Source organism: Porticoccus hydrocarbonoclasticus MCTG13d, from assembly GCF_000744735.1.
GTDB classification, from domain to species: domain Bacteria; phylum Pseudomonadota; class Gammaproteobacteria; order Pseudomonadales; family Porticoccaceae; genus Porticoccus; species Porticoccus hydrocarbonoclasticus.
The window spans coordinates 1645079-1657416 of record NZ_JQMM01000001.1 but is presented as its reverse complement, the minus strand read 5'-3'; the positions used below and the strand labels follow the sequence as shown (position 1 = coordinate 1657416).

The window sequence follows — 12338 nt, the reverse complement described above, 5'->3', positions numbered from 1 at the left end:
GTTGGTTACAGCAGCTACAGCCGCATCAGATCATTGTAGAGGGCGAGCAACATCAACCCAATCACTAGGAACATACCAATCCGGAAGCCAATCATCTGGATTTTTTCGGACACCGGTTTCCCTTTTATTGCTTCTATCATGTAATACATCAGGTGTCCCCCATCCAGAACCGGGATGGGGAGCAAATTCAAAACACCCAGACTAACACTGAGAAAGGCCAAAAATCCGAGATAGGCCGTAAACCCGTATTGGGCAGAAGCGCCCGCCACTTTAGCAATGGTGATGGGCCCACTCAAGTGTTTTGAGGAAATCAGTCCTGTAAGCATCTTTTTTACCGAGTCGAGTATCAACACGGACATACTCCATGTCTGCTCAACACCCCGACCGAGCGCGCCAAACAGGCTGTAATCAGTTTTTCTGATCATATGCTCAGGCCATTCCGGCATGCGGACGGACATACCCACCTGACCTATTGCCTTACCATCATCGTCATTGACCTGGTTGGGCACCAGATTGGTCGTAAAGATATCCTCACCTCTCTGTACACTGAGCTCAATGGCAACGGCCGGTCTGGCCCGGACATAATTCACCCAAGTGATCCAGTCGTCCATGACGATACCATCGGCCTCTAATATTCTATCGTCGGCAACCAGACCCGCCTGATCTGCCGGACCACCGGAAGTAATTTCCTCGGCAACAGGAAGAATTGGAGGCGTGTAGAGCGTCAGCCCCAATCCGCCGATAGGGTCTGGCTGATCGGCTTCCATCAACCAGGTTTCCAGCTGGCCTCGATACTCATAGGTCTGGATCGTATCAGGCTGTTTAGCCGTAAAGCTTATTGAACCCGTTTCACCGATCCGACCGACCAACTGCTCATTCAGTGCTTGCCAGGTAGGCGTAGGCTTGCCATCGACTGCAACAATTTCCTGGCCCTGCTGCAAGCCGGCGCGCTCCGCCACTGAACCCGGGGTAACCGAATCAATAACTGGCGCCATACCGGTAACGCCCAGGCTGTATATCAACCAGTAGACCAGAATGGCCAGCACAAAATTCGCCGCTGGGCCGGCAATAACCACGGCCATCCGCTGCCAAACGCTCTTTTGAGTAAACGCATAGGGCAAGTCTTCAGCAGCCACATTACCCTCACGCTCATCCACCATCTTCACATAACCGCCGAGAGGCAATGCGGCAATAACAAACTCTGTACCCAATTTATCGTGCCAACGGACCAGCGGTGTGCCGAATCCGACGGAGAAACGCAACACCTTGATACCGCAGCGGCGGGCTACCCAGAAATGACCGAACTCATGAAAGGTGACCAGTATCCCAAGCGCCACCAACATGAAAAAAATTGTTTGGAGTAAATCCATTCTTGCTTCCTGAAATAGATGTTTTTCGCCATTTCTCTATGCTGGCAATTATGCTTACTGAAAACCTGATCCCAGTATTAACGCGTTGAACGGATCAGCTTTAAGGCAACTTCACGGGCTTCTGTGTCGAGCTGTTGGACATGCTCAAGGGAGTCCAGTTCAGCCACTTCATGCTTTTCGAGCGTATCGGCAACAATACGGGCAATATTGATGAATGAAAGTTGCCCCTGCAAAAACCCTTCAACCGCAATTTCGTTTGCAGCATTCAGTACTGCCGGCGCACTGCCCCCTTCTTTTGCCGCCTGTATTGCAAGCCCCAGACAAGGAAAGCGCTTTAAGTCTGGCTCCCCAAAATCCAGTCTGGCGGTAGCAATGATATCCAGACTGGCAACCCCTGACTCAATACGTTCTGGCCAAGCCAGCGCGTGGGCTATTGGCGTACGCATGTCGGGATTGCCCAATTGAGCGAGTACCGAGCCGTCCACATATTCGACCATAGAATGAATAACACTCTGTGGATGAATGACAACATCGATCTCATTGGGCGAAAGACCGAACAACCAGCATGCTTCGATCAGCTCCAGTCCTTTATTCATCATCGTCGCTGAATCTACAGAGATTTTTCTTCCCATCTGCCAATTGGGATGTGCGCAGGCCTGATCCGGGGTCACTGTTGCCAATTCATTCAGAGGAATACTGCGGAAAGGCCCACCAGAGGCAGTGAGTAGAACTTTCCTCACACCACATTGTTCAGATGGGTCATAACCCTTGGGCAAGCACTGAAAAATGGCATTGTGCTCACTGTCGATTGGCAACAGCATGGCACCGGACTTCTGCACAGTATCCATGAATAACTGGCCGGCCATCACCAGCGACTCTTTATTGGCCAGAAGCACTTTTTTTCCGGCTCTGGCCGCTGCCAAGGTTGGCAATAACCCAGCGGCACCCACAATGGCAGCCATGACCACGTCAACCGCTTTGGCTGAAGACACCTGGCAGAGCCCTTCCACCCCCCAGAGAACCTCGGTTCTGATGTTCCAGCTGTTTAACCGTTCACGCAGTTGAGCGGCCGCATGTGCGTCAGCGACTACCGCAAAAGACGGTTTGAAGCGTCTGCACTGTTCGGCCAGCTCGGCAATACGACTGTTCCCACTCAATGCATAAACGCCGAACCGATCGGGGTGTCTTCCCACAACATCAAGCGTACTTACACCGATAGAACCGGTGGCACCCAGTATCGTCAGTTGCTGCATAGCGTCAGAACCAGCCATTACTGGATGCAGTTATTAGCGCAAATACCGGCAGAGCCGCTGTCAGACTGTCAATCCGATCAAGCAACCCGCCATGACCGGGAAGTATGTTGCCACTGTCTTTTATACCTCGATGACGCTTAACCATACTTTCCAGCAAATCTCCCAGAACGGACGAGAGTACCGTTGCCATCACGGTCAATCCCAGTATTAACCACTGTCCGGCATCCAAACCAAAACCAACACCTATCGCGATGACAATGGGTACATTTGCGAGAACACCGCCAAATAGCCCTTCCCAGGTCTTTTTCGGGCTGACATGGGGGGACAGGTGACGTCGGCCGAAGCGACGCCCGCTGAAGTAGGCGCCAATGTCCGCTGTTGCGACAAGCACTACGACAAGGGAAACAAGCCAGGGACCCCGGTCGAGATGAATGAGCATAACTGCAGCGACCCAAGTGGGAACCAGCACAAGCAGCCCCATGAGGGCTCTCATCCAACGGCCACCCCAGAGAATAGCGCTGGAGGGATACCCCTGCACCCACAATAATGCGATGGCCCACCAAGGTACGGTGTACGCCAGGATTGTCTGACCAGCATTAAAGTCTAGGGCTGATACCGCAGGAAAATTAATCAGGAAGGCTGACAGCAATAACACTATCAATACAATGCAGAGATAGGACAGCCGTTGCAACAGACAGGAAAACCCGCTCAGGTTGGACCACTCCCAGGCACCATAACCAACGAGACAGGCGATAGCTAGAGAGAAACCGGTGGGACTCAGCAAAAACAGTGCTACGAAAAAAACGACAGCGATGGCAATACCTGTGGTGATGCGTTGCCTAAGCATGTCGTTGGCCAACCTCTGGCCCGGTTTCCCGCTTGCCAAAACGCCGTTGCCGACGATGATACTCATCAATGGCCCGGTCAAATGCCAGCCCATCAAAATCAGGCCAATAACAATCGGCAAAATAGAACTCAGTATAGGCCATATGCCACAACATGAAGTTACTGATTCGTTGCTCACCGGCTGTTCGGATGCAAAGATCCGGGGGAGGCAAATCTGACAAGGACATCTGTCCGTGCATCAATTGTTCGGTAATTTCTTCCGGCTTCAGCATACCCTGTTGAACCATACCGGCCAGTTTTCTGGCGGCCTGGGTAATTTCCCATCGACCACCGTAATCAACAGCCAGCACCAAAGTTTGCTTGCCCGCCGAGGTCAATGCCTCACTCTCAGTGATCAAATTGTTCAACCGGGCACTAAAATTGTCACGACGACCGATAAACCGCAGTTTGATACCCCGCTCAACCAGTTGTCGAACCTCTTTTTTAAGATAAGAGGTCAAAAGTGCCATCAGCGCCCGGACTTCAAGATCCGGGCGTTTCCAGTTCTCACTACTAAAGGCAAACAAGGTGATCACATCAACGTTGTGTTTCTGGCAGGCATCAAGCACATCACGAACCCGATTAACCCCGACTTCATGACCGGCACTTCCGGGCAAGTCCCGCATGGCAGCCCAGCGGTTATTGCCGTCCATGATAATAGCCACATGGCGCAACGGATGAACCTTTTCAGGCACCTTGCTAGACGATTTCATACTTTAACAGACAGCGATCCAAGGATCAGATTTCCATCAAATCGACTTCTTTGGCGGCCAGCGCTTTATCCACCAGCTGGATATACTTGTCAGTTATCTTCTGAATACTCTCATTGGCACGCCGTTCATCGTCTTCACTGATGTCCTTTTCCTTCAGTAATTCCTTGATATCGGACATCACATCGCGACGAACATTGCGGATGGATACACGGGTCGATTCCGCCTCTGATCTGGCCTGCTTGGTAAAACCTTTGCGAGTCTCTTCTGTCAAGGCCGGCATAGGTATTCTGATCAACTCTCCGGTGGTAGAAGGGTTCAACCCCAGATCGGATTTGATGATCGCTTTTTCCACCTCGGGTACCAATGCCTTCTCCCACACGGAAACAGACAAAGTACGCGCGTCCAGCACATTGACATTACCAACTTGATTCAACGGTGTTTCGACACCGTAGTAGGACACAGTTAAACCATCCAGTAGACTGGGATGCGCACGGCCCGTGCGAATTTTATTGAAGGTGTGGCTCAGCGCATCGACACATTTAGCCATGCGCGATTCAGCATCCTTTTTCAGATCTTCAATCATCAACACTTTCCTCAATCAGGGTTCCCTCATCACTGCCGACCACAATATTCAGCAAGGCGCCGGGTTTGGACATACGAAATACCCGCAATGGCATATGATGCTCACGACACAGGCATATTGCGGTGAGATCCATTACCGCAAGCTTTTTCTCAATGACCTGGTCATAGGTGAGACGACTGAACATAGTAGCCTCAGGGTCTTTCATAGGATCGGCAGAGTATACACCGTCCACTTTGGTTGCCTTCAGTACGATACCGGCATCGATCTCAATCCCCCTGAGACAGGCGGCAGAGTCCGTCGTAAAAAATGGATTACCTGTACCGGCAGCAAAAATCACCACGTCGCCACCAGTCAGATAGCGCATGGCCGTGCGGCGATCATAATGCTCCACTACCCCACTCATCGGTATGGCTGACATCACCCGGGCAGAAATATTATTTCGATCAAGGGCATCGCGCATCGCCAGACCGTTCATCATGGTCGCCAACATACCCATATGATCACCGGTGACACGTTCCATACCCGCCGCATGCAATGCGGCACCACGGAACAGATTGCCACCACCAATCACCAGCCCTACCTGAACACCGATCCCGATTAACTGACCGATTTCAAGTGCCATGCGATCCAGTACTTTCGGGTCGATACCAAAACCCTCTTCGCCCATTAATTCTTCGCCGCTGAGCTTAAGAAGTATCCGTTTGTACTTTTTGTCTCTCAAACCGGGCATAGAAAATGTTCTCCATGGGTGAATCTAAAAGGACCTAACATAATAACGGGGGCCTAAGCCCCCGTCGTCACTATCATTACTTGGCAGAGCCGACCTGCGCAGCTACTTCTGCAGCGAAATCAACTTCTTCTCGCTCGATCCCCTCACCGACTTCAAAGCGGGTAAACGAGAGAACCTCAGCACCGGCATCCTTCAACAATTTGCCAACTTTCACATCGGGATCCTTGACAAAGGGCTGAGCAACCAGGCTGGACTCGGCAAGGAACTTGTTGATCCGACCTTCGATCATCTTCTCGATAATTTCTTCTGGCTTGCCGCTCTCTCTGGCTTGTACAGAAAAAATCTCACGCTCTTTGGCTAACAATTCCTCAGGCATGTCCTCAGGGTTTACCACTTGAGGATTAACCGCAGCCACGTGCATGGCAATGTCTTTTGCCAGCTCAGCGTTACCACCAGCAATGGATACCAACACACCAATACGGTTGTTATTGTGCACGTAACTGCCAACCACTGGTGCCTCTTGCAGAATCACTCGACGAACCGAGATGTTTTCACCTATTTTCTGAACCAGCGCCTGACGAACCTCTTCTACGTCATTGGCCAATGCAGCAGCATCAGTCTGCCTATCGGTAAAGGCTTTCTCGACCACCGAGCTGACAAATGACAGGAAGTTGTCATCGCGAGCGACAAAATCCGTTTCACTGTTTATCTCGACCAACACGCCATAGCTGTTGTCATCGGCCACTTTGATCGCAACAACGCCTTCAGCGGCAGTACGACCGGCTTTTTTCGCAGCTTTCAGACCACTCGACTTACGCAGATCATCAATCGCTTTCTCGATATCCCCGTTTGCTTCCACCAGCGCTTTTTTACATTCCATCATGCCCAACCCAGTGCGCTCACGCAGCTCTTTCACCAGGGATGCAGAAATTGCTGACATCGGTTCATTCCTCTCAATCATTTTAATTAAATTGGAAAAGAGGGGGCAGGCCCCCTCTTTTTAACAGTGCCCATAAATATAAAGCAGCTGTTTATTCGCTAGCTGATTCCGTAGTAGCCTCAGCTTCTACCACCTCGACAAATTCATCTTTACTGGTGGCATTGGCTGACTGGGCCTTGCCCTCCAGAATGGCATCGGCAACAGCGGTGGTATAAAGCTTGATGGCACGAATGGCATCGTCATTACCAGGGATGACGTAATCCACGCCGTCCGGATTACTATTGGTGTCAACAACACCAATGACAGGGATGCCCAGTTTATTGGCTTCCTGGATAGCAATGCGCTCGTGATCCACATCGATCACAAACAACATATCGGGTAAACCGCCCATATCCTTGATGCCACCGATAGAGCGCTCAAGCTTCTCCATGAGACGTGTTCTCATCAGTGCTTCTTTTTTTGTCAGCCTGTCGAATGTGCCATCCTGACTCTGGGTCTCCAGTTCACGGAAGCGACGAATGGACGCACGGATCGTTTTGTAATTAGTCAGCATGCCGCCGAGCCAGCGGTGGCTCACATAAGGCATTCCGGCGCGCTCGGCCTGCTCAACAATGGCCTTTTGCGCAGCACGCTTGGTGCCAACCATCAGTACTTTATTGCCGTTGGCGGCAACTTGACGAACAATTTCCAGCGCATCGTTAAAGGCAGGAACCGTGTGTTCAAGATTGAGAATATGAATTTTATTGCGGGCACCGAAAATGAATTTATCCATTTTGGGATTCCAGAAGCGGGTCTGGTGGCCAAAATGGACACCGGCCTGCAACATGTCACGCATGGTCACAGTAGTCATAATGATATTTTCCTTGTTAGGGTTAAACCTCCACATATCCCACCGGTCAACCCGCTTTGCAGGCACCCAGACCGATGTGTCGATACGTGTGTGTCGTTAAGATTACGTTACGCCAGAAACCATTGGCCTCAGAGCGGTGCGCTTTATACCACAAAAGGAGACTTTATTGAAGATGAAACCGCTATTTCAGGGGAATCTGCCACTGATAAAGACAATCCGATACAATGCGCTGCTTTGATCCTTGGCAACGGAACAGATAACTATGGCAGTCACACTGAAAACCGCCGAAGAACTGGAGAAAATGCGCGTGGCCGGCCGACTGGCCGCCGAGGTGCTGGAAATGATAGAACCCTATGTGGTGGCCGGCGTCTCCACCGGAGAACTGGACAACATTTGTCACAATTACATGGTCAATGAACAACACACCATTCCCGCCCCGCTCAACTATCGGGGCTTTCCAAAATCCATCTGCACCTCGGTCAATCAAGTGGTCTGCCACGGGATACCTTCAACAAAGAAAGTGCTGAAAAACGGCGACATACTTAATATTGACATCACCGTGATAAAGGATGGCTACTTTGGCGATACCAGTAAAATGTTTTGCGTCGGTGATGTACCGGAGCATGCCGTACGTTTGATAAAAGTGACACAGGAATGTCTTTACAAAGCGATCAATATTGTTCGCCCCGGCATCCGGCTGGGTGATATCGGTCATATCATTCAGCAACATGCCGAGGCCAACTACTACAGCGTTGTCCGAGACTACTGCGGACACGGAATCGGCACAGAATTTCACCAAGATCCCCAAGTACTTCACTTTGGCAAACCGGATACTGGCATGACGCTCCAGCAAGGGATGACATTTACTATTGAACCGATGCTGAATGCCGGCAAATACCACACAAAGCTGAAGAAAGACGGCTGGACGGTTGAAACCCGGGATGGCCGCTTATCCGCTCAATGGGAACATACGCTCGCAGTCACCGCTGATGGAGTTGAAGTACTCACGGCACGCACCGATGAGCAGTGGTAATGAACAGACACGCAAAACCACTACTTTTTTTTGACGAACGCCGTTTCCGGGAAGACCTCAATAATTGCAACCCCATCCCCGTCTTCAAGAATGCCATCGCCGCTGCCAACTCGCATTTCAATGCCCGATTTTATGAGGGTGAACAAACTGCCAATCTGATCTCTGAACGCGCCAGTTTCATGGACCTTATCCTGCGACACGCCTGGGCACAATTCGATTGGGGAAAAAATATCTGTCTGATCGCAGTGGGTGGTTACGGCCGTGGCGAACTGCACCCGCAGTCGGATATTGACCTGATGCTGTTGATCAGACGCGGCAACCCGAGACGCCACCAGCGCAGTATTGAAGGATTTCTCACCTTTCTCTGGGATATTCAGCTGAAAATTGGTCACAGCGTGCGCTCTCTGTCCGAATGCGTTGCCGAAGCCCGGTTTGATATCACCATTGCCACCAACCTGATGGAAACCCGCACCATTGCCGGCGATGAAAAGCTCCGTCTCGCAATGGTCAAAAAAACCGGCCCGAAGCGTATCTGGCCGGACAAGCAGTTCTTTCGTGCCAAATGGGATGAGCAGATCGAACGGCACAACAAGCACGGCAATACCGAGTACAATTTGGAGCCCAACATCAAGGAAGCGCCCGGCGGCCTGCGCGACATTCAGATGATCAACTGGGTAGCCAAGCGCCATTTTAATGTCGAGTCACTGGAAGAACTGGTTGGCAGGGATTTCCTCACACCGGAGGAATACCTGCAGCTGAAACGGGGCGAAGCTTTTTTGTGGAAAGTTCGCTACGGTTTACACCTCATTGCAGAGCGCCCCGAAGAAAGACTACAGTTCGACTATCAACGCAAGCTGGCCGCAATGTTCGGATATCATGACAGCGAAGAGCGTCTCGGCGTTGAGAAATTCATGCAGCATTATTATCAGGTCGTACTCTCCATGCGGGAGCTAAACGATGTCATGTTGCAGTATCTCGATGAAGCCATTTTGCGAAAAGATAAGGCAAAGAATGTCTACGCACTGAATGATCGGTTCCAGGTTCGCGACAACCATATCGAAACACTCGGTGAGTATATTTTTGCCAAATACCCTTCTGCCCTGCTGGAAATTTTCTGTCTACTGGGTGAGAACGATAATATTCAGGGTATTCGGGCCACCACCATTCGACAGATCCGCCAGCACCGCAAACTGATCGGCGACGACTTTCGCAATGAGCCGCAAAACAAGGCCCTGTTTCTTCGCCTACTCCGCTGCCCTCACAAAATGAGTACTCAACTCCAACGCATGACCCGCTATGGCATTCTGGGACGATATTTGCCAGAGTTTGGGCAAATTATCGGTCAGACCCAGCACGATCTTTTTCACCGTTACCCGGTAGATGCGCATACGCTCCAGCTTATCAAGAATATGCGGTTGTTCGACCGGCCGGAGGTGGCAGAAGAATTTCCCGTTGCCGCACATATTTATAAAAACCTGCCAAAACCTGAACTGGCTTTTATTGCTGGGCTTTACCACGACATTGCCAAGGGGCGAGGGGGAGATCACTCAGCGCTGGGCGCCATGGATGCTGCCGATTTTTGCCGCAGACACGGCTTGCCCAGCGAAGAGATAAAATTGATTGCCTGGCTGGTGGAACACCACTTGCTGATGTCAAATGCTTCACAGCGCACGGATATTTCCGACCCGGACGTTATTTATAAATTTGCCAAATTGGTCGGCAACCAACTGCAATTGGATTACCTGTTTGTTTTAACCGTCGCCGATATCACGGCCACCAACCCGACTCTCTGGACTGCCTGGAAAGCCGCCTTGATGCACCAACTCTACTCCGAGACCAAGCGAGCGTTACAACGCGGACTGGAAAATCCGGTTGACCGAAGCGTGTGGGTGGACAGCAACCGACTGTCCGCCATTAATCAACTGGCCGAATTGGGGATTGATGAGGAAAGTGCCCGCGCAATCTGGGGGAATGTCGATGACGAGTTCTTCCTCAGGGAGAGGGCCGATGATATTGCCACTTATACTGCGGCCATCGCCGCACAGGGCGACAGCTCGGACCCGGTTATTTTAATACAGGACGCCGGCGTAGAAGTCCCGATTGCCACACAGATTTTTATTCATACCAAAGGGATCAATAACGTATTCCCTACCACTGCGGCTACGCTCGATCATCTTCAGCTAAACATCCAGGATGCCCGCCTGCACAGGGATACAGAAGGCCATACCTTTGACACTTTTTATGTACTTAACGAACACAACGAACCCTTCGGGCACAAAACCGAGATGCTGCTCAAAATCCAGCGAACTCTCTCAGAAACCCTGAAAAATCCTACACCCGCCATGTTCAACGTGAACAGGCGAACACCGAGGCACCTCAAACACTTTACGATGCGCACCATCGCCAGCATCAGCAATGATATTGGGAAGAGTGCGACCATTCTGGAAGTTATCACACCCGACCGTCCCGGGCTGCTCGCGCATTTAGGCAGAATTTTTATGCAGTTTCGTCTGCGACTATTGAGCGCCAAAATTGCAACCCTTGGTGAGCGGGTGGAAGATGTGTTCTCTCTGGTCGATATGGACTATCAGCCACTCAGTGACGCAGCATTCTGCGAACAATTGCGCGATACCATCTGCCGGGAGCTGGATGCCCGCAACAAGGAGGATATTGAAGGGGCTCCATTGCAAAAGATGAAGCTGTGGCAATAGCAAACTGTACACTCACTCCGCCATCAACTGCTCCCGATAAACCGATGATCGTATGAACATTGACCTGAACAAGCTACACCCCTATCCCTTTGAGAAACTCAATGCTCTCAAATCGGGTATTTCACCACCAGCAGCGCTCACCCATATTGCGCTATCTATCGGTGAGCCAAAACACCCACCGCCGGCATTCGTCAGGGAGACTCTCGCCAATGCTCTCGACAAACTCTCGACCTACCCACTGACCAAGGGTCTTCCGGAGCTCCGGGAGACAATAGCCGAATGGCTGTGTCAACGCTTCACACTTCAGACAGTTTGCCCCGAAACCCAGGTATTGCCGGTCAATGGCACCAGAGAAGCACTGTTTGCCTTTGCCCAGGCGATCATAAACCGCAGTAACGAGCCGGTGGTGGTCAGCCCCAATCCGTTTTACCAGATCTACGAGGGTGCCGCCCTGCTCGCTGGCGCGAGGCTGCATTTTTTTAACTGCACGGAAGACAATGCTTTTTGCCCGGACTGGGCATCTGTTTCACCGGAAATCTGGCAGCAGTGCCAGCTTATCTACATCTGCTCACCGGGAAACCCGACCGGCGCAGTGCTGGACATCGATACATTACAGACGCTAATCCAGCTCTCAGATCAATACGATTTTGTCATCGCCAGTGATGAGTGTTATTCAGAGATATATCCCGATGAAAACTGCCCACCCATTGGCTTACTGGAGGCCTGCGCACAAATGGGTAGTCACAACTATGATCGCTGCGTGGTATTTCACAGCCTGTCGAAACGCTCCAATTTACCGGGCCTGAGATCCGGGTTTGTGGCCGGTGACAGTCGTATCCTGGCAAATTTTTTGCGCTACCGCACCTATCACGGCTGCGCCATGCCGGTCCCGTCACAACTGGCCAGTATTGCCGCCTGGCGAGATGAGCAGCATGTGCGGGACAACCGCGATCAGTACCGGCAGAAATTTGCGATATTCAGAGAAATCCTCGAACCTGTGTTGCCATTAAGCATGCCGGATGCCGGCTTTTATTTATGGGCAGATACCCGCAGAGCAAACATTGGCAGTGATGAAGACTTTGCCAGGGAACTGTTCAGGCAACAGCATATTACTGTTCTGCCCGGCCGCTATCTGGCGCGCACAGCTGATGGCATCAATCCGGGAGAAAACAGAGTACGTATGGCGCTGGTGGCACCTCTGGAGGAATGCAGAGAAGCGGCCATACGCATCCGCAAGTTTGTCGAAGCCGCTCAACAGAGGGGCTGAAAC

11 protein-coding genes are annotated in these 12338 nt (G+C 51.4%); 3 read left to right on the top strand and 8 right to left on the bottom strand.

From position 1 onward, the window contains the following. Positions 1 to 14: 14 nt before the first annotated feature. From rseP to rpsB, 8 genes are all read right to left on the bottom strand, one after another. Positions 15 to 1370 (bottom strand): RIP metalloprotease RseP, encoded by a 1356-nt coding sequence (gene rseP, locus U740_RS07940; protein WP_036860099.1) that lies wholly within the window; start codon positions 1368 to 1370, stop codon positions 15 to 17. Between the two features lie 77 nt (positions 1371 to 1447). Further along, positions 1448 to 2641, bottom strand: coding sequence for a 1-deoxy-D-xylulose-5-phosphate reductoisomerase (gene ispC / locus U740_RS07935; RefSeq protein WP_235189839.1), 1194 nt, complete (start codon positions 2639 to 2641; stop codon positions 1448 to 1450). Beyond that, the gene (locus U740_RS07930) at positions 2628 to 3470 is read right to left on the bottom strand and encodes a phosphatidate cytidylyltransferase (protein ID WP_036860097.1); all 843 of its coding nucleotides are present in this window, start codon (positions 3468 to 3470) and stop codon (positions 2628 to 2630) included. The genes ispC and U740_RS07930 overlap by 14 nt, the downstream gene beginning before the upstream one ends. Beyond that, on the bottom strand, positions 3463 to 4221 hold the full coding sequence (gene uppS, locus U740_RS07925) for a polyprenyl diphosphate synthase (RefSeq protein ID WP_036860096.1): 759 nt from the start codon (positions 4219 to 4221) through the stop codon (positions 3463 to 3465). The genes U740_RS07930 and uppS overlap by 8 nt, the downstream gene beginning before the upstream one ends. Positions 4222 to 4246: 25 nt before the next feature. Next, complete coding sequence (gene frr / locus U740_RS07920; protein WP_036860095.1) at positions 4247 to 4804, bottom strand: ribosome recycling factor; 558 nt, start codon at positions 4802 to 4804, stop codon at positions 4247 to 4249. Next, positions 4797 to 5534, bottom strand: coding sequence for a UMP kinase (pyrH, locus tag U740_RS07915; protein WP_036860094.1), 738 nt, complete (start codon positions 5532 to 5534; stop codon positions 4797 to 4799). Before pyrH ends, frr begins: the two co-directional genes overlap by 8 nt. Before the next feature lie 76 nt (positions 5535 to 5610). Next, positions 5611 to 6474 carry a translation elongation factor Ts gene (gene tsf, locus U740_RS07910; protein ID WP_036860093.1) on the bottom strand — a complete coding sequence of 288 codons (864 nt, stop codon included), beginning with the start codon at positions 6472 to 6474 and terminating at the stop codon, positions 5611 to 5613. A 91-nt stretch (positions 6475 to 6565) separates the two neighbouring features. Beyond that, positions 6566 to 7324, bottom strand: coding sequence for a 30S ribosomal protein S2 (gene rpsB, locus U740_RS07905; protein WP_036860092.1), 759 nt, complete (start codon positions 7322 to 7324; stop codon positions 6566 to 6568). Positions 7325 to 7586: 262 nt separating this feature from the next. Here rpsB and map point away from each other — a divergent pair, with 262 nt between their 5' ends. Genes map through dapC form a run of 3 tightly spaced genes read left to right on the top strand, consistent with a single transcriptional unit; the run spans position 7587 to position 12335 of the window. Next, on the top strand, positions 7587 to 8357 hold the full coding sequence (gene map / locus U740_RS07900; protein ID WP_036860091.1) for a type I methionyl aminopeptidase: 771 nt from the start codon (positions 7587 to 7589) through the stop codon (positions 8355 to 8357). Next, positions 8357 to 11068, top strand: a complete 2712-nt coding sequence (gene glnD / locus U740_RS07895; RefSeq protein ID WP_051921299.1) for a [protein-PII] uridylyltransferase — start codon at positions 8357 to 8359, stop codon at positions 11066 to 11068. Before map ends, glnD begins: the two co-directional genes overlap by 1 nt. A 52-nt stretch (positions 11069 to 11120) precedes the next feature. Next, positions 11121 to 12335: a succinyldiaminopimelate transaminase gene (gene dapC, locus U740_RS07890; protein WP_036860090.1), complete on the top strand. Its 1215-nt coding sequence runs from the start codon at positions 11121 to 11123 to the stop codon at positions 12333 to 12335. Positions 12336 to 12338: the final 3 nt, after the last annotated feature.